The 16,458-nt window shown below is 65.6% G+C and carries 20 protein-coding genes; 9 read left to right on the top strand and 11 right to left on the bottom strand.

What is annotated here, in order from left to right; genetic code table 11:
* Positions 1–48 precede the first annotated feature (48 nt).
* Both QF777_04435 and QF777_04430 read right to left on the bottom strand, forming a co-directional pair.
* A complete protein-coding gene (locus tag QF777_04435; GenBank protein MDP6910795.1) occupies positions 49–528 on the bottom strand; it encodes a hypothetical protein in 480 nt (159 codons plus the stop codon).
* A 95-nt stretch (positions 529–623) separates the two neighbouring features.
* Positions 624–1,739, bottom strand: coding sequence for an acyl-CoA dehydrogenase family protein (locus tag QF777_04430; protein MDP6910794.1), 1,116 nt, complete (start codon positions 1,737–1,739; stop codon positions 624–626).
* A gap of 192 nt (positions 1,740–1,931) precedes the next feature.
* Between QF777_04430 and QF777_04425 the strand changes: the two genes are divergently transcribed.
* The 7 genes from QF777_04425 to QF777_04395 all read left to right on the top strand — a co-directional run bounded on the left by QF777_04425 (position 1,932) and on the right by QF777_04395 (position 6,685).
* Positions 1,932–2,645 carry an MBL fold metallo-hydrolase gene (locus tag QF777_04425; protein ID MDP6910793.1) on the top strand — a complete coding sequence of 238 codons (714 nt, stop codon included), beginning with the start codon at positions 1,932–1,934 and terminating at the stop codon, positions 2,643–2,645.
* Entirely contained in the window at positions 2,642–3,028 is a 387-nt protein-coding gene (locus QF777_04420; GenBank protein MDP6910792.1) for a hypothetical protein, read from the top strand. Before QF777_04425 ends, QF777_04420 begins: the two co-directional genes overlap by 4 nt.
* A gap of 74 nt (positions 3,029–3,102) precedes the next feature.
* The gene (sufC, locus tag QF777_04415) at positions 3,103–3,897 is read left to right on the top strand and encodes a Fe-S cluster assembly ATPase SufC (GenBank protein MDP6910791.1); all 795 of its coding nucleotides are present in this window, start codon (positions 3,103–3,105) and stop codon (positions 3,895–3,897) included.
* A 14-nt stretch (positions 3,898–3,911) separates the two neighbouring features.
* Positions 3,912–5,150, top strand: coding sequence for a SufS family cysteine desulfurase (locus QF777_04410; protein ID MDP6910790.1), 1,239 nt, complete (start codon positions 3,912–3,914; stop codon positions 5,148–5,150).
* A gap of 81 nt (positions 5,151–5,231) precedes the next feature.
* On the top strand, positions 5,232–5,720 hold the full coding sequence (locus QF777_04405) for an SUF system NifU family Fe-S cluster assembly protein (protein MDP6910789.1): 489 nt from the start codon (positions 5,232–5,234) through the stop codon (positions 5,718–5,720).
* Positions 5,721–5,739: 19 nt separating this feature from the next.
* On the top strand, positions 5,740–6,180 hold the full coding sequence (locus QF777_04400) for a pyridoxamine 5'-phosphate oxidase family protein (GenBank protein MDP6910788.1): 441 nt from the start codon (positions 5,740–5,742) through the stop codon (positions 6,178–6,180).
* 97 nt (positions 6,181–6,277) lie between these two features.
* On the top strand, positions 6,278–6,685 hold the full coding sequence (locus tag QF777_04395; protein MDP6910787.1) for a hypothetical protein: 408 nt from the start codon (positions 6,278–6,280) through the stop codon (positions 6,683–6,685).
* A 24-nt stretch (positions 6,686–6,709) separates the two neighbouring features.
* Here the strand turns inward: QF777_04395 and QF777_04390 are convergent, their stop codons facing one another.
* The 5 genes from QF777_04390 to QF777_04370 all read right to left on the bottom strand — a co-directional run bounded on the left by QF777_04390 (position 6,710) and on the right by QF777_04370 (position 9,937).
* Positions 6,710–7,030 carry a 4a-hydroxytetrahydrobiopterin dehydratase gene (locus tag QF777_04390; protein MDP6910786.1) on the bottom strand — a complete coding sequence of 107 codons (321 nt, stop codon included), beginning with the start codon at positions 7,028–7,030 and terminating at the stop codon, positions 6,710–6,712.
* A 32-nt stretch (positions 7,031–7,062) separates the two neighbouring features.
* Positions 7,063–7,917, bottom strand: a complete 855-nt coding sequence (gene sufC, locus QF777_04385) for a Fe-S cluster assembly ATPase SufC (GenBank protein ID MDP6910785.1) — start codon at positions 7,915–7,917, stop codon at positions 7,063–7,065.
* Positions 7,914–8,249: a non-heme iron oxygenase ferredoxin subunit gene (locus QF777_04380; protein MDP6910784.1), complete on the bottom strand. Its 336-nt coding sequence runs from the start codon at positions 8,247–8,249 to the stop codon at positions 7,914–7,916. The genes sufC (QF777_04385) and QF777_04380 overlap by 4 nt, the downstream gene beginning before the upstream one ends.
* Positions 8,246–9,319 carry a SufD family Fe-S cluster assembly protein gene (locus QF777_04375; protein ID MDP6910783.1) on the bottom strand — a complete coding sequence of 358 codons (1,074 nt, stop codon included), beginning with the start codon at positions 9,317–9,319 and terminating at the stop codon, positions 8,246–8,248. Before QF777_04375 ends, QF777_04380 begins: the two co-directional genes overlap by 4 nt.
* 384 nt (positions 9,320–9,703) lie before the next feature.
* Positions 9,704–9,937 (bottom strand): helix-turn-helix domain-containing protein, encoded by a 234-nt coding sequence (locus tag QF777_04370; protein MDP6910782.1) that lies wholly within the window; start codon positions 9,935–9,937, stop codon positions 9,704–9,706.
* Between the two features lie 114 nt (positions 9,938–10,051).
* Here QF777_04370 and QF777_04365 point away from each other — a divergent pair, with 114 nt between their 5' ends.
* Positions 10,052–10,276 carry an acetyl-CoA carboxylase biotin carboxyl carrier protein subunit gene (locus tag QF777_04365; protein ID MDP6910781.1) on the top strand — a complete coding sequence of 75 codons (225 nt, stop codon included), beginning with the start codon at positions 10,052–10,054 and terminating at the stop codon, positions 10,274–10,276.
* A 40-nt stretch (positions 10,277–10,316) separates the two neighbouring features.
* Here QF777_04365 and QF777_04360 read toward each other — a convergent pair whose 3' ends face one another.
* Together QF777_04360 and QF777_04355 are read right to left on the bottom strand one after the other, a co-directional pair.
* The gene (locus tag QF777_04360; GenBank protein MDP6910780.1) at positions 10,317–11,948 is read right to left on the bottom strand and encodes a carboxyl transferase domain-containing protein; all 1,632 of its coding nucleotides are present in this window, start codon (positions 11,946–11,948) and stop codon (positions 10,317–10,319) included.
* A gap of 33 nt (positions 11,949–11,981) precedes the next feature.
* Positions 11,982–13,199: an amidohydrolase family protein gene (locus QF777_04355; protein ID MDP6910779.1), complete on the bottom strand. Its 1,218-nt coding sequence runs from the start codon at positions 13,197–13,199 to the stop codon at positions 11,982–11,984.
* A 65-nt stretch (positions 13,200–13,264) separates the two neighbouring features.
* On the opposite strand from QF777_04355, the gene QF777_04350 reads away from it, so the two are divergent.
* On the top strand, positions 13,265–14,098 hold the full coding sequence (locus QF777_04350) for an enoyl-CoA hydratase/isomerase family protein (protein ID MDP6910778.1): 834 nt from the start codon (positions 13,265–13,267) through the stop codon (positions 14,096–14,098).
* Between the two features lie 43 nt (positions 14,099–14,141).
* On the opposite strand, the gene QF777_04345 is transcribed toward QF777_04350, so the two are convergent.
* Both QF777_04345 and selD read right to left on the bottom strand, forming a co-directional pair.
* A complete protein-coding gene (locus tag QF777_04345) occupies positions 14,142–15,332 on the bottom strand; it encodes a phosphotransferase (protein ID MDP6910777.1) in 1,191 nt (396 codons plus the stop codon).
* A gap of 14 nt (positions 15,333–15,346) precedes the next feature.
* Positions 15,347–16,393 carry a selenide, water dikinase SelD gene (selD, locus tag QF777_04340; protein ID MDP6910776.1) on the bottom strand — a complete coding sequence of 349 codons (1,047 nt, stop codon included), beginning with the start codon at positions 16,391–16,393 and terminating at the stop codon, positions 15,347–15,349.
* Positions 16,394–16,458: the final 65 nt, after the last annotated feature.

Raw genomic sequence — 16,458 nt, 5'->3', positions numbered from 1 at the left:
ACCGTCAACGTGGTCGACGAACTCGACGGGCATGGTCATGGGCCGACGCTAGTCCTGAGCCGGGTTCTCGCCGGGGGGCGTGGCCGGCGAACCGATGGCGCCCAACTCTCGGAGGTAGGTGCCCAACAACTCGGCCACCATGGCCACCGATACGGCGTCCAGCGGCTCGCTACGTTCCAGCCCTCGGGCCACCACGTGTTCCAGAATCCCGTCGAGTTGGGCGGTCCGGTTCCCGACTTCAGGACGCTCGTCGACTGCCGCATCGCCCAGTTCCTGACCATGCTCGGTGGCCAGACCGGCCTCGTCGAACACCTCGAGGTACCAACCCACCACGGCGATCACGTCGTCGAGGCTGAGCTGCCCGGCCGCCTCGGAGGGGAGCCGCTCGGCGATCCAGTCCGCCGCGTCGTCGATCTCCAGCACTGCGGGGCGCAACGTGCCGCTGAGTCGACCCACAGCGGAACCCACGGCGATCAGGGCGATCCCCACGACAAGGAGCGCGCCGAGGGCGAGGAAGAACCAGGTCACGGTTGGATCATGCCAGCACGACCGACGCCGGTGGCGCCAGGACCGTCACCGGGATGAGGACGCGGGGACTGTTAGCCCCGGATCAGGGCCGTGATTCAGATTCCGATTCGCTGGGCGAGCAACTCCCGGTGATAGGTCGGGTCGCCGAACAGCAACTCGGAACTCTTGGCCCGCTTGAAGTACAAATGCGCCGGGTGCTCCCACGTGAAACCGATGCCGCCGTGGATCTGGATGTTCTCAGCCGTCGTGTGGAAGTAGGCCTCTGAGCAGTACGCCTTAGCCAACGAGGCCACCGACGGAAGCTCGTCGTTCAACTCTGCTGCACACCAACCGGCGTAGTAGGCGGCCGACTTCGCCGACTCCACTTCGAGCAGCATGTCGGCGCACTTGTGCTTGATGGCCTGAAACGAACCGATGGGCCGACCGAACTGGACGCGGTCCTTGGCGTACTGAACGGCGGTGTCCAGACAGATCTGGGCGCCACCGACCTGCTCGGCCGCCAGAGCCACCGCAGCCAGGTCCAGTACCCGCTCGAGCACCGGCCAGCCGGCCCCCTCGGCACCGATCAGGGTGGCCGACACGCCGTCGAAGTCGAGGCGGGCCTGCTTACGGGTCATGTCCATGGTGGCCAGTGCGGTGCGGGTCAGGCCATCGGCGTCACCGGCCACGTGGAACAGCGACACACCGTTGGTGGTACGGGCCGCCACCAGCACCAGGTCAGCGATGTGACCATCCAGGACGTACATCTTGGAGCCCGAGAGGGTCCAGGCGTCATCACTGGCCGAAGCCTCCATGGTGATACCCGCCTCGTCCCAACGGCCGCTCTCCTCGGTGAAGGCCAGCGTGGCGATGGTCTCACCCGAGGCGATACCGGGCAGCAGAGCCGAAGCCGCAGCCTCGTCACCGGCGTGGATGAGCGTGTTGGCAGCCAGCACCACGGTGGAGAAGAACGGGGCGCACAGTAGGGCCCGACCCATCTCCTCGAGCACCACGATGAGCTCGACGTAGCCGAAGCCCTGACCGCCGTACTCTTCGGGGATGACGAGGCTCTGCAGTCCGAGCTGCTCGGCCATCATCGACCAGGTCTCGGCGTCGTAGCCGACCTCAGTCTCCATGAGCTCACGGACGGCAGTCTCCGGCGAGTAGTTCTCGAGAAACTGGCGGACGAACTCCCGCAGCTGTTCCTGTTCCTCGCTGAATGCGAAGTTCATGTGGATGCTCCCTGTTTGTTGCTGGCCGGTGGTTTGTGGTCAGCGGCATGTGGCCAATGACTGGCGTTACGTGACTGGATCGACGGCCCGATGGACCGTTTCGATGGCATCGTTCTACCAGTCGGCCCCCACCGGTACGACATCGGGCCGACTGGCCGCCCGTCACAGGACTCTCAGTGTCATGATCTCACCATGGACACAACCTCCGCCGATGACGACTCCACCATGACGGTGCCCACGTCACCGCACGCCGGGCCGTGCACCCACCACGACCATCCCCGACCGCCAGTGTCCGGGGTGACCCTCCATTGGTGCGACGAGCAGGCCGAGATCCACCGGATCGTGGTCGGTGACTACGAGAACAACGTGTTCGTGTTGAGGTGCCGCCAGACCGGCCAGTCGGTCCTGATCGACGCCGCCAACGAGCACGACAAGCTCCTTGAACTCTGCCGGGCGCTCAACGTGCAGTCGGTACTTGAGACCCACGGTCACTGGGACCACATCCAGGCCGTACCCGCCGTGCGCGCCGCGGGTTACCGGGTGGCCGTGACAGCCGACGACGCGGCGATGCTCCCCAGCTACGACGACCTTCTCGAGGACGAGACGGTGCTTGAGGTGGGTCGCCTTCGCCTGCACACCATCTGCACGCCGGGCCACACCCCGGGGTCCATCTGTTTCCGTCTCGAAGGTTCACCGATTCTGTTCAGCGGCGACACCCTGTTTCCCGGGGGTCCCGGGAATACCACGTTCGAGGGCGGCGACTTCTCTACCATCATCGGGTCCATTGACCGACGGCTGTTTGCTCCCCTCCCCCCCGAAACAGTCGTCATGCCCGGGCATGGCGCGGACACGACCATCGGTGCCGAGCAGCCGAAGCTCGATGAGTGGGTGGACCGGGGCTGGTGACGGACGTTTCCCTACCGGCCGACGATCGCCCGTTTGACGACACTCCGATCCACACCGTGGAACTGCCCGACACGCCGATCCGGGACCGCAACGTGCCAGCCGAAGCGTGGGTGGAGGCTCCCGACGCCCTACTGGCCGCCGCCGAAGGAATTCCGTCAGCCGACGGTCGGCCGGTCCGAATCGCCTACAAGCGGCGACTCGGCGGGTGGCTGTTGTGGCGGGCGGGCCCCGCCAAGGGCGACGCCCGTTACATGGCCATCCACGCCGACGATCTCGACCGCCACCTTTCGTTCCGGCTCTACGCCGACGGCACCGGGTCAGGGGTGGGCGCCGACGAAGCCGTCTATCCACGGTTCCGTGAATGGAAGCGAAGCCTGCTCTGACGGGGTTCAGGAACAGGCCGAGGATTACCACTATCGCCATAGTGGGAATGGGGGCACCCTCCTAGACTCAGATCGTGAGCACCCCTGAAATTCCCGTACCCGTGGCCCCACTGTTCGAGGTGACGGATCTCCACGCGTCGACCACCGACGGCGTCGAGATCCTGCGGGGCGTCGACCTGGTGGTCCAGCACGGTGAGGTCCACGCCCTCATGGGACCCAACGGGTCCGGCAAGTCAACGCTGGCCTCGGTTCTTCTCGGAAGCCCCGAATACGTGGTGACCAGTGGTTCGGTGCGGTTCCGGGGCGACGAGATCACCGACTGGTCGCCCGACGTGCGTGGCAAAGCCGGCATTTTCCTGGCCTTCCAATACCCCCTGGAGATCACCGGCGTGTCGGTCATCAACTTCCTGCGCCAGTCCCTGTCGGCCCGCAAGGGCATCGACCTCTCGGTGCTTGAACTTCGCCTCTCGATCATGGACTGGATGGACCGCCTCGGCATGGATCCATCGTTCGCCGACCGCCACGTCAACGAGGGCTTCTCAGGTGGCGAGAAGAAGCGCAACGAGATTCTTCAGATGGCCATCCTCGAACCGGAGATGGCCATCCTCGACGAGACCGACTCGGGCCTTGACATTGACGCCCTTCAGGTGGTGGCCGAAGGTGTGGCCGAGGTCCGCAGCGACCGTCCCCAACTCGGCGTGCTAGCCATCACCCACTACCAGCGACTCCTCGACAAGCTCCATCCCGACATGGTGCACATCCTCGTCGACGGACGGATTGTCGAACGTGGTGGCCCGGACCTGGCCGCCCGTCTCGAAGCCGAGGGCTATGAGGCATTCCGGCCGGCCGGATCGGCTGCCGGGACCTGAGCCCGGGATTCCCCGTGTCCGCCACCCTCGACGTCGCCGCCATCAAGGCCGAGTTCCCGCTGCTGCAGCGGGAAGTCAACGACCACCCCATCGTCTACCTCGATTCGGGCGCAACCTCCCAGAAGCCCCAGTCAGTACTGGATGCCATGGACCAGTACTACGCCGAAATCAACGCCAATATCCACCGCGGCGCCTACCTGATCGCCGAGCGGGCCACCACTGCCGTGGAAAACTCCCGGGTCGCCCTCGCCCGGTTCCTCGGCGCACCTTCGGCAGAAGAGATCGTGTTCACCAAGAACGCCACCGAGGCCATCAACCTGGTCGCCTACTCATGGGGTCGGGCCAACCTGGTGGAAGGCGACGTCATCCTCCTAACCGCGCTTGAGCACCACGCCAACATTGTCCCGTGGCAACAGTTGGCCACCGAGCGGGGCTTGGACATCCGTTGGATCCCGGTCGACGACGACGGACGCCTCGACCTGGCCGATCTAGACGTTCTGTTAGACGACGTGAAACTGTTGGCCGTCACCGCGGCATCCAACGTGACCGGTGCACTGCCTCCGATCCGCCATCTGGCCGACGCAGCCCACGCCTTGGGCGCCACCGTGCTGGTCGACGCCAGCCAGTGGGTCCCCCACCTGCCGACCGATGTAACCGCCTGGGACGCCGACTTCGTGGCTGTCACCGGCCACAAAATGTGTGGCCCGACGGGCATCGGCGCGCTGTGGGGCCGTCAGGAGCTGCTCGATGCCATGCCACCGTTCCTAGGCGGCGGGTCGATGATCCAGAACGTCACCTTCGAAGGATTCACCCCGGCCGACGTTCCCGCCCGCTTCGAGGCAGGCACCCAGCCCATTGCCGAGATCGTCGGCTGGAACGCGGCAATTGATTTTCTCGAGGGCCTCGGCATGGAGGCCGTGGCCGCCCACGAGCGGAACCTCACGGCCTACGCCCTTCGTACCCTCACCGAACGGTTCGGCGACGACCTAATTATCCACGGTCCGAGCACCGTCGAGGAACGGGGCGGCACCCTGTCGCTGGCCTACCGGAACATCCACCCGCACGATCTCAGCCAGGTACTCGACCAACACGGCGTCTGTGTGCGGGCCGGCCACCACTGCGCCAAGCCCCTCATGAAGGTGTTGGGCGTCAACGCCACGGCCCGTGCCTCGCTTTACCTCTACAACGATGAATCTGATGTCGACGCGCTGGCCGATGCAATGGCCTACGCCAGCGACTTCTTCGCCCTCTGACCCGATTTCTGGACCCGCTGCCAGACGCAGCATCCGCCGCATTCCCATCGATTGACCAGCCGCCCCAGGAGCACCTACACCATGGCCGGACTCGAAGACCTCTACCGCGAGATCATCCTCGACCACTACCGGAGTCCCCGGAACCGTGGCGAGCTCGAGGTGCCGCCGGCCACCATGGCCGAGGGCTTCAACCCGCTGTGCGGCGACGAGATCCGGGTGTACCTCGAGGTCGACGACGGGGTAATCAGCGACATGCGAATCGGCGGACAGGGCTGTTCGATCAGCCAGTCGTCAGCGTCGATGATGTCCACAGCGGTGATCGGAAAGTCGATTGACGAGGCCCGCGACATGCTGCGGCAGTTCAAGGAGATGATGTCGATCCACGAGCACGGGCTGGATGGCGACAACGGCGATCGCGCCGGTGATAACACTGCGGATCAGCCGGGCGCTTCCGGTCTCGGCGACCTGGAGGCCCTGCGGGGCGTGGTGAAGTTCCCGGTTCGCATCAAGTGCGCCACCCTCGGCTGGAATACCTTTGACCAAGCACTCACTGAATCCTCCAGCGAGTGACCACCAGGTCAGGCGCTCGTTGAACGGCGACCTGCCTAACGAGCGTTACGTCCGCCTCACCACCTGGACGAGCGACGGGCGTCCGAAACACACGCCGGTCTGGATCGTCGGGCTGGCCCCCGGAGGGTCGGATGACTCCCAGGTCCGGGTCGGCTTCACGACGGGTTCGAAGTCGTGGAAGGTGCGGCGCATCCTCAGAAACCCTGCCGTCGAGTTGCAGCCCAGTGACATCGATGGCGCCCTGCTCCCAGGATCGCTCCCGATCACGGCGAGCGCTCGAGTCGTCCATGGCCCGGCGTTCAGGGCCGTCCGGCGGGCCGTCCGGCGAAAGTACCGGTTGGAGGATCTTAAGATCAGCCTCCAGGCGATCCCCGCCCGCCTTAGCGGCCGTGGCCCGCTGAGCGACTGCGCGGTGGTGGTCACGCTGACGGATTGGCATCCCACCTCCCGCCAGTCCTAACTTCCGTCGGAGAGAGCAATACCGACAGGGGGGTTTGGGGTTGGAACACCTCCTGCAAAGCAGGTTGTAGTAACAGACACTATTGAGGAGATCAATCATGTTGGGAAACAACGTCGGTTCCATTTCGGGACCCACCACGATGAAGGCCCTCCCGGCCGTAGGCGGGTATCCGTCGTTTGAGACTGTCGCTTCTGGCCTATCAGGAACCCTTGCCGGTGCTGAAGTAGCGAGCTTTGCAACATATTCAGCGACGATGCGGGCTGATGGTTCCTTCTACGGCGAGTGTCCAAACTCTGGCGTGATCCTGGCAGCAGATGGAGTAGCCACCTTCCGAGCGACTGGAATCGGGTCCCCAACACCCGAGGGCGGGTTTTCGTTCAGAGGGGTCACGTACTTCGATACTGCTGCACCATCTCTCTCGTCCCTGAATGGAATCGCAATCGTCTACGACTGGGAGGTCGATCCAGACGGTGTTGCATCCTGGGATCTCTGGGAGTGGAAGTAGCCCAACCCCTCCACAAGGGTCCGATCAGGGCCCGAGAAGTCGACCAACCGCTTCGGCGAAGGTCACGTCGAGGTGAGTCAAACCACCGGCGCCGTTGGCCCCATCAGGACCGGACAGACGGTGGGTGGTGATGGCCATGTCCACCCGATTCCACGAGTTGGACCAATCGGGGTGGTGTCGCAGATCTTCGGCTATGGCCGCCACTTCAGCCATGAACGCCCACGCTTCCACGAAGTTGGCGAACGTGAACGTCCGGCGGAGCTGATCTCCGGCTAGTTCCCAGTCGGGCAGCCGTGTAGCCAGGTCGGCCCGTTCCCCATCGGTCAGTAGCGTCCGGTCAGCCATCGGGGTTGACTCGTCAGTGATCCGAGCCGAACTCAGGCCGTGGGACCGGCGAAGGGATCGGCGAACGGGTCCTCGCCGAAGCCCGCTTCATGATTGTGGGGATGGGTCACACCGGCCGGCAGACCCACCGACGCCCCGGCTTCGGCCAACACGCCGGCGTAACCCTCGGCCTCCAACCTCTGGGCGAGTTCCTTCCCACCCACGGCTTGAATCCGGCCAGCGGCCAGCACGTGCACCCGGTCAGGCTCGAGAACCTCGAGCAGGCGACTGAAATGCGTGATGGCCAGCACACCGAGCCCGTCTTCTTCAGTTGCCTCCTGGACCCTCCGTGACACAGCGGCCAGAGCATCCACGTCGAGCCCCGAATCGATCTCGTCGAGCACCGCGTACTTCGGCTCCAGGGCTCCCAGCATCAGCATCTCATTGCGCTTCTTTTCACCGCCTGACAGGTCCACGTTCATCGGTCGGGACACGAGCCGCTCGTCGAACCCGATGCGGGTCGCCTCAGCAACCAGCAACTCGTGGATGCCCTCGATGGGGCGGCCGGCGGCACGGCCAGCCTCAGCCACCACCGACTCCAAGCTGACCCCGGGCACCTCGGTTGGGTGCTGCAGGGCCAGGAACAGTCCGGCCCGGGCCCGCTGCCAGGTGGGCAGGGCCAGCAGGTCCACTCCGTCGAGGGTGACCGACCCTCCGGTCACTTCGTAGCCGGGACGCCCCATCAGGACGTGGGACAGCGTCGACTTGCCCGATCCGTTGGGGCCCATCACGGCGTGCACCTCGCCGGGTCGCACCTCCAGATCGACGCCGTGGAGGATGTCTATAGCGCCCACCCGAGCAGTGAGGCCTTCGATCCGGAGCACGCGGTCCCCCGCTGATTCGCTCATCGGTTCGACCGCCCGTCATCGGCGAGTGTTACGAACACGTCGCCACCGTCGATGACAGCCACGTGCACGGCTACCGGCTTGACCGCCGGCAGGGTCAGGGCCTCCCCGGTTCGCAGGTCGAACAGGCTGCCGTGCTTCCAGCATTCGAGCGCACACTCCTCGGTGTCGACCTCGCCCTCGGCGAGGGAGACCTCGGCGTGGCTGCAGGTGTCGTCAATGGCGTGCACCTCGTCGCCAAAACGGACCAGCGCCACCGGTCGGCCGTCTAGAACCACCCGCAAAGCATTGCCCTCGGCTAGGTCTCCCAGTGCGCAGGCCGGCACGGCATTCACGCCGTCGCCCCCATTTCAGCAACGGCTTCACGAGAACTGGCATCACGTCGGTCGAGCCGGTCAGCCAATGCTTCCCTCAGGGTTTCGGCCACGGCCGGATGAGGGGCCGTGGCGGCCACGTCCTCGAAGAAGCCTTCCAGAAGGAGTCGCTCGGCAGTCACCGTGGGCACGCCACGGCTCTCAAGGAAGAAGCGCTGATCCTCGTCGACGGGAGACACCGTCGAGGCGTGACTGCACACCACGTCGTCGGTCTCGATCTCCAGGTTGGGAACGCTCTCAGCCCATGCCTCAGGCGAGAGTTTCACGTTGCGGTTGGTCTGGTTGGCCACCGTCCGAACCGCCTCGGGGCGGACCCGGATGAGACCCGTGTAGATCGAACGCGACGCACCGTCCAACGCTCCCTTGAACAGCAGTTCGCTCCGGGTGTCGGGCGCCGCATGGTCCTGAAAGGTCCGGAAGTCCAACGTCTGGTCGTCCTCGCCAAAGTAGGCGGCGGCCAGTCGTCCCTCGGCACCCCGACCCACGAGACGACAGTCGGTACGGGTGCGGGCATAGTCGCCCCCGAGGGCGGCGGCAAAGGCGTCGATCCGACCCGACTGGCCGACCCGGAACGCCTGGTGACCCAACTGAAAGACCCGGGGGCCGAGTTCCTGGACCAGGCCATGTCGGAGGTGTCCGTTACGTCCGACGGTGGCCTCCAAGACGGGGACCACGAGGGAGTCCACGTCGGTGGACGTGTGGAGCTCGACCACCGTGGCCGCTGCGTCGTCTCCGCACCGCACCAGCACCCGGGGGAAGACTGCCGCGCCATCGGCGTCGGTCAGCACGACGACCACGATCGGCGCTTGGAGGCGTACCCCGTCGGGGACCACCACGGCCACCGGTTCGGGTCCGAAGCCCCGATTCAGGTGACTGAAGAGGTCGACCGGGGCCTCTATCGCCGAACCGAACAACGATTCGCCGTCCGGGGCCTCACCCACCGGACCGACGTACACGCCAGCGTCTACAGCATCTGACGAACTGGTGGTCTCGACCACCCAGCCGTTGCGGACGACCACGACGGCGGCCATTTCGCCATAGGCGGACAGGTCGCGTTGAACGATGGTGTCAGCGGCCCGCTGGCGCTTCAGCGGCGCATACCCGTCGAGATCGATTTCGCCGACCCGGGAATAGCGCCATACCTCTTCATCGGTGTCTGGACGCTCGACGTCGTCGAGGCCTTCGAGGGTGGAGCGACGAAGATCGGCAAGCCAGTCCGGTCCGGGGAGACCACTCGAGACATTGGCAGAAAAGGCGTTCAGGGCGGTACCTCGGAGCCGGTCCAGACAACCGACTCCCCTTTCGGGAGCCGGTCGGGCGGAGGAGTCAGTCAGGCGGAGGGGTCAGTCAAGCTGGCCAATGGGCGGTTACTTGGGATTTACCCTATCGTCGTAGGTGTAATCCCCGACCGACGATCAGCCCTCGATCAGATGCGTCAGGTCACCCGGTTGAATCCGACAGGAGTCCTCGTAGGACACGAGGTCCGACTCCTTCACCCGAATCACCCGACCGATCCGATAGGCCGTCAGGCTTCCGTTGTCGATCATGCGGTACACCGTCTTAGACACGACGCCCAGACGAGCCGCCACGTCGCCAACCCCCAGCCAGGTCGGGTTCACTGGCGAATCGCTGATGGGCTCTACAGTCATCTTGATAACCCTAGTGGACTCTTGATCCCGCGATCGGCCCCCGATCCCGTTGCCCGGAACGGCACCCATCGGCCCATGGTGGCGCGGCTGCCGACCCGATGCTGAACTCGAACCATGGCACGAATCGAACTGGAATCGCCGGTCACCGGCGTGGTGTGGAAGGTAGCCAGAGGCCCCGGAGCCGTGGTGGCCGCCGGCGACGCCGTGGTCGTCGTGGAGTCCATGAAAATGGAAATCCCCGTCGAGGCCACCGAGGCAGGCACGGTCGAAGAGGTCCTGGTGGCCGAAGGCGATCAGGTCTCCGAGGACGATCCCGTAGCCGTCGTCGAGACGGACTGAGCCGCATCTCTGAAGGCACCTGTCTCCCTGGAGACAGGCTTCAGGGCCGGTATGGAAACCCTGCCGGCCCGGGGGTGCGTAGCGGCGCCGCCAGGTTGGCGAACTCGCACAACAGCGGCCGGGTATCCCGAGGATCGATGATCTCCTCGACCAGGTACGCCTCGGCGGTGCGGAACGGAGACCGCACCTTGTTGAGTCGCTCGGTGATCTCGGCCAGCAATGCCTCGGGATCGTCGGACGCCTCGAGGTCCGCCCGGTAGGCGGCCTCCACGCCACCCTCGACCGGCAGTGACCCCCAGTCACCAGATGGCCACGCGTACCGGTACTGGAAGCGGTGCGCCGGCGAGTGGGCCGCACCGGCCACCCCGAACGCCTTACGGACCAGCACTGAACACCAAGGGACGGTGAGCTGGTAGACGGCCGCCAGAGCCCGCGAGCCATGCCGGATGGTGGCCTGCTGTTCGGCCTCGGTCCCGATCACGAACCCCGGGTTGTCCACGAGGTGCACGACCGGGAGATGGAAGGTCTCGGCCAGATCCAAGAAGCGGGTCACCTTCTGGGACGAGTCGGCCGTCCAGCCGCCCCCGTAGTGGTAGGGGTCTCCGGCCAGTAGCGCTACCGGCCAGCCGTCGAGCCGGGCTAGGCCACAGATGGCCGACCGACCGAAGGCACGGCCGATCTCGAAGAACGAACCCTTGTCGACCACCGACGAGACGATCGACCGCATTTGGTACACCTGTCGGCGATCCCGGGGCACGACATCTCTTAGAGCATCGTCGGTCCGGCCGGGATCGTCGGAAACCGGGCCTCGTTCGGCCAACTCGTGCACCGACGATGGGAGATACGACAGGAACCGACGGGTCCGTTCGAAGGCCTCAGTCTCGCTACGTACCTCGTCGTCAACCACGCCATTGCGGGTGTGGATCCGACTGCCGCCCAGGTCTTCCTTGTCGACCTGTTCCCCACCCATCCGATTCACCACCGGCGGCCCGGCGGCGAACAGGTGGGACGTCCCTTTGACCATCATCGAGTAGTGGCTGGTCACTGCCCGGGCCGCCCCCAGACCGGCCACCGACCCCAGACACAGGGCCACCACGGGCACGGTGGCCAGGTTCGACACCACGTGCTCCCAACCTGGATTGCTCGGGACGTAGGTGCGGGCACCCCGGCCGTAGCCGCCGTCGCCCTCGGACACCTTCTTGGAGGGATCGGTGTCCAGTGTGCGGACGGAACCGCCACCCCCAGTGCCATCGATGAGGCGCACGATGGGCAGGCGAAGTTCCCCGGCCATTTTCTCGGCCCCGATCTGCTTGCCGACGATGGCCGCATCGGCCGCGCCGCCACGCACGGTGAAGTCGTCAGCGGCCACCACCACGGTGCGACCGTCGAGGCGGGCCCGACCGAACAGGAAGTTGGCTGATCGGAGGTTGGCCAGCTGGCCGTCGGCGTCATAGGAGGCGCTGCCCGAAATCTTCCCGATCTCGTGGAATGACCCGTCGTCGACCAGGGCATCGATGCGTTGGCGAACGTCGAGCTTTCCCCGATCGTGCTGTCGGGCCACCTTCTCCGGGCCGCCCATCTGTTCGGCCAAGGCCTCCCGGCGGGCCAACTCTTCCAACTCTGGCTGCCAGACACCCGCCACCAGATCATCACCGGGCTGGTCTCCGGTCATGGGCGTTCTCCTTGCATCACGTGACCGGACCGCTCAGGCGGGCCGTAACTCGGTCAACGCACGGGTGTTGTCACGCAATACGAGCCGCCGGTCGGCGTCCGACAGGCCCGCCACCTCGGGCAAGTAGTCCAATGGTGTGGGCATGCCCTCGATGTGAGGCCAGTCCGATCCGAAGATGACGTGGTCGGGACCCATGAGGGCTACCACCTCGTCGACGTCGTCCTCCCAGAACGGGTTCATCCAGACGTGTTCGCGAAACAGGGCCACCGGGTCCTCATCGAACCAGCGGGGTGACTTCCGGGCCTGCTGCTCAAGCTTGCGGAACATCGGCCCGAGGTAGTCCGAACCGTTCTCCACCGAGGCGATCCGGAGATTTCCGAAGCGGGTGAACATCTTCTCCATCGACATCGTGATGAGCCAGTCGTGTGCCGCCCGTTCGATGTTGAAGGCCTTTATGGACGGCCGGTAGCGACCCGTACCCCTGGACACCCCCGACGAGCTGAAACCGTCCTCGGCGTACCCATGGGTCGAGTAACCACTGTCGCCGGCATGCACGACCGTGGTGATCCCAGCCTCGTTCACCCGGGACCAGAACGGGTCAAACACAGGATCACCGGGAGACCGTGGGCCGGTGGCCGTCTCGACAGCAGCGGGCCTCATCACGATGGTGCGGGCGCCATTGTCCAGGCACCACTCAAGTTCGGTGACCGCGAGGTCCACGTCGGCCAGGGACAGGTACGGCGCGCCGAAGATGGTGCCTTCGGCACCGAAGCCCCAGTCCTCCAGCAACCATCGGTTGAATCCGACCATGAGCGCTCCGACGGCCTCCACGTCGTGTTTCAACAGCTCCTCGTAGAGCACGCCGAGCGTCGGAAATAACCAGATGGCCTCAAGCCCCTGCTCGGCGACCACGACCAGGCGGGCGTCACGGTCCACGTAGGCGTCAGGCAGCGGTTCACGGTCCTTCAAGAGCTCCAACGGGTTCTTCCCCTCGGGGTTCCCGCGAAAGTACGAGTGAAGAGCTCCGGGCCGCGCGATCGGGTTCCACGTCGGATTGGCCACCGCGTTGGATAGGCGTCCACCCACCAGATGGTGTCGACGTCCGTCAATCTCCACCCACTGCACCACCCGGTGGCGCATGGCCTCAGGTACATGCCGGGTGAAGGCGTCCTCGCACTCGTAGTAGTGGTTGTCGCAGTCGAACGGGCGGAAGTCCGCTCCGATGCTTTCCCCTGCCGTTGCGCTGTTCACAAAGCGGGACAGTACCGACCGACCGGGGACGAGGCCGAACGGGGCCCGGCACTAGTGTCGGGCTGATGAGCAATGGTGAGAGCGGGTCCTACATCTTTGACACGCTGCTGGTGACCGTCACCAACCACGTGGCCACGGTGGTGTTGAACCGCCCCGACGCCCACAATGCCTTCACCGCCGGCATGAAGCGCGACTGCCGTGACCTGTGGGAGGCGCTAAGGGGCGATGACGACGTCCGGGTGATCGTCCTGACCGGGGCCGGCAACCGGGCGTTCTGTACCGGCATCGACCGCAACGAGCCGTTCACCGCCCTCGATGATTCGCCGGCGCTGTACGGCACGTCGAACAACTTCATGTACGACGACCCCGGTGATTGGCTGGGACCAAAGTCCAACGACCTCTGGAAGCCGGTGATCGGAGCCGTCAACGGCATGGCCTGCGGCGGCGCCTTCTACCTGTTGGGCGAGTGCGATGTCCTGATCGCCGCTGATCACGCCACGTTCTTCGATCCTCACGTGACCTACGGGATGCCCGCGGTCTACGAGCCAATGAAGATGCTGGGGATGATGCCGTTTGGCGAGTTGATGCGGATGTCCCTTACCGGCAACGGCGAACGGATCTCAGCCGACTCGGCCCGCGAAATGGGCCTGGTGTCGGAGGTCGTCCCAGGTGACGAACTGAATGCGGCGGCCGACCGACTGGCGTGCGCCATTGCCGCTAACCCGCCTTGGGCGGTGCAAGGAACGCTGCGGGCCATCTGGGCCGCCCGTGACCTTGGCCGACTCGGGAGCCGGACCATGGCGGCGTCGATCCTCAGTGCGGCGACCGATAAGGCCGCGCTGTCCGCCGGAGTCGAAGGATTCAGCTCCGGCGAGCGACCCGAACCGCGCGTCCGCTAAGGGAAACGAGTATCCGGTAGAGGGAGGGCGCCAGCCCGACCGATCAGATCTCCGGCGGTTCCTCGGCCAACAGGGCACCGATCCGGGGTCCCCAGATCTCAGCCAACGACTCCCCGTCATAGTCGGCCTCGTAAGTCGCCTCCATAAGTACCGCCCGGTAGGCCTGTGCGGCCAGCACGACTTCGCAGTCCACGAGGAAGGCATCCAAGGGGTGGTCGTCCACCCCGACGGCCACCAGTTCGGCGTGGTAATCGCAGCAACCCGCCAAGAAAGCCTCCCGGGCCCCAGGACCCGGCGGGATGCTCTCCGAAAGCAGGTAGGCCACATCTCCGGCCGGACGACCCGAGCCCGACACCCCAAAGTCGATGAGCACCATTCCCGAGTCAGTGAAGAGCATGTTGTCAGTCCGACTGTCACCGTGGCGCAGGGCCAGCGGCTCGTTGAGGTGAGCCACGAGCCGTTCGATGTTGTCGCCAAACCAGTCGGCGTGGTGCATGAACCGCTCGACGAAAAGATCGGGACGTCGTGCCACCACCTCGTTGCGCCATGCCCGGTAAAGGCCGTGCATGACGTTGGGCATCTGGGTCACCATCGACCACTCGATGACCGCTGCATCGTCCAACATCGGGTGGCGCCAGAAGTGGGCGTGCAGGCGGGCCAGGGTGTGGAGGATCTCGGTCAGGTCCTCGGCAGGCGGGAAGGTCTGGGCCGTGGTGACCCGAGTGTCGGCCACGTACTCCAGAACCAACGCGTAGCGGCGGCGCGATGCCCGAACCATCTTGCGGGCGTGGCGGCCGATGAACTTCGCCACCGGTGCCGGCAACCCGTCGATGATCCGCTCTCGACGCTTCCGGGCCGCCCCTGAAGGTCCCGGGTCTCGCACCGCGTGGATGAGCCGAGGCACCCGAACGGGCACCAGGTGGGCCAGCCGCTCGTAGAAGTCGAACTCCCGGTCGTATCCACCCTCAGCCTCGGCCAACCCACGATTACCCGCATTCTCGCTGGGGAACTTCACCAACACCGCGCTCGGCGCGTCGTCCTCCACGACGTCCCACGTCAATCCGACCCGCAGCGTCTGGCCGGTGAACCCGACGCCTGATCCGGGGCTCCCCACCTCGAAGTCGACCACTCGGGCGGCAGTAACCATGCCCGAGGACTGCACGACGTCGGTTAGCCAGTCGGCAGTGATCTCACCGGGCGTCTGAGGGATGTTGAGAGGAAGTCGCTTGGCCACGTTCCTCAGGGCTCCTAGACCAATCGAAGGCGATGGGAACCATCACTGCCTCGAGCCACCACATGTCCGACAACCGCCGCGACGTGGCCGGTGGCTGCAAGCGCAACCAGCGCCTCGTCAGCCCGGTCGGGAGCCACGCCGAACACCAGACCCCCCGAGGTCTGGGCATCGGCCATGAGCAACGCATCGAGGTCGCCGAAGCCGCCCCTGTCGAGGAGGTCATCGGCCCAGTCCAGGTTTCGGCGACTGCCTCCGGGCATGGCGCCGGACTCTGCCAGTTCCCGGGTACCGGGCAACAGGGGCACCGCACCCACCTCAATGGTGGCGTCCACCGTCGATTCGACCACGGCCCGACCCAGGTGGCCCAGCAGACCGAAGCCCGTTACGTCGGTGGCACCCGTGGCCCCGCAGCCCAGAGCAACCGTCGCCGCCTCCGCATTTAGACGGGTCATCGAGGCCTGCGCAGCATCGATCACGTCAGTCGGAGCGTCGCCCTGCTTGATAGCCGTGGTGATCACCCCTACGCCCAACGGCTTGGTCAGAACCAGGACGTCGCCGGGCCGGAAGCCAGCGTTGGTGAGCAGTCGGTTGGGATCGGCTTCACCGACGACAGCCAGGCCGAATTTGGGCTCCGGGTCGTCGACCGTGTGGCCCCCGGCGATCACGAACCCGCCCGCGTCGGCCACGTCCTGCGCTCCGAGCAGGACGTCACCCAACAGGTCAGTCGACAGCTCCTCGCTGTTCCACCCCACAAGGTTGAGCGCCAGCAGCGGACGGCCACCCATGGCATACACATCGGAGACCGCATTGGCTGCCGCCACGCGACCCCACATCCGTGCGTCATCGACGACCGGGGTGATGAAGTCGGTGGTCACCACCAGAGCGCGCTGGTCGTCGAGACGCCACACCGCGGCGTCATCGCCGGTGGCGCTGCCAACGAGCAGGTCAGGATGGTTGACGGGTGCCAAACGGCGCACGACGTGCGCCAGCTCACCGGGGGCGAGCTTGCAGCCTCAACCAGCGCCATGGCTGAACTGGGTCAGCCGGCGATTCTCCACCATGGGTTCACCCCCTCCCGTACCTGTTTCGTGATCTAACGCCACCGGTATCCGATGGCATCTCGCCA

This window comes from Acidimicrobiales bacterium (assembly GCA_030747595.1).
GTDB lineage: Bacteria > Actinomycetota > Acidimicrobiia > Acidimicrobiales > MedAcidi-G1 > UBA9410.
The sequence above is the reverse complement of the archived record's forward strand: the minus strand, read 5'-3'. Positions and strand labels throughout refer to the sequence as shown.

What these genes read in the sequence shown, in the direction of transcription:
- QF777_04390 (MDP6910786.1), bottom strand. Translation starts at nt 7,030, where the DNA reads ATGGCTGACCGGACGCTACTGACCGATGGGGAACGGGCCGACCTGGCT.
- QF777_04360 (MDP6910780.1), bottom strand. Translation starts at nt 11,948, where the DNA reads ATGACCGGAGACCAGCCCGGTGATGATCTGGTGGCGGGTGTCTGGCAG.
- QF777_04425 (MDP6910793.1), top strand. Translation starts at nt 1,932, where the DNA reads ATGGACACAACCTCCGCCGATGACGACTCCACCATGACGGTGCCCACG.
- QF777_04350 (MDP6910778.1), top strand. Translation starts at nt 13,265, where the DNA reads ATGAGCAATGGTGAGAGCGGGTCCTACATCTTTGACACGCTGCTGGTG.
- QF777_04365 (MDP6910781.1), top strand. Translation starts at nt 10,052, where the DNA reads ATGGCACGAATCGAACTGGAATCGCCGGTCACCGGCGTGGTGTGGAAG.
- sufC (MDP6910785.1), bottom strand. Translation starts at nt 7,917, where the DNA reads ATGAGCGAATCAGCGGGGGACCGCGTGCTCCGGATCGAAGGCCTCACT.
- QF777_04395 (MDP6910787.1), top strand. Translation starts at nt 6,278, where the DNA reads ATGTTGGGAAACAACGTCGGTTCCATTTCGGGACCCACCACGATGAAG.
- QF777_04375 (MDP6910783.1), bottom strand. Translation starts at nt 9,319, where the DNA reads ATGGCCGCCGTCGTGGTCGTCCGCAACGGCTGGGTGGTCGAGACCACC.
- QF777_04370 (MDP6910782.1), bottom strand. Translation starts at nt 9,937, where the DNA reads ATGACTGTAGAGCCCATCAGCGATTCGCCAGTGAACCCGACCTGGCTG.
- QF777_04430 (MDP6910794.1), bottom strand. Translation starts at nt 1,739, where the DNA reads ATGAACTTCGCATTCAGCGAGGAACAGGAACAGCTGCGGGAGTTCGTC.
- QF777_04405 (MDP6910789.1), top strand. Translation starts at nt 5,232, where the DNA reads ATGGCCGGACTCGAAGACCTCTACCGCGAGATCATCCTCGACCACTAC.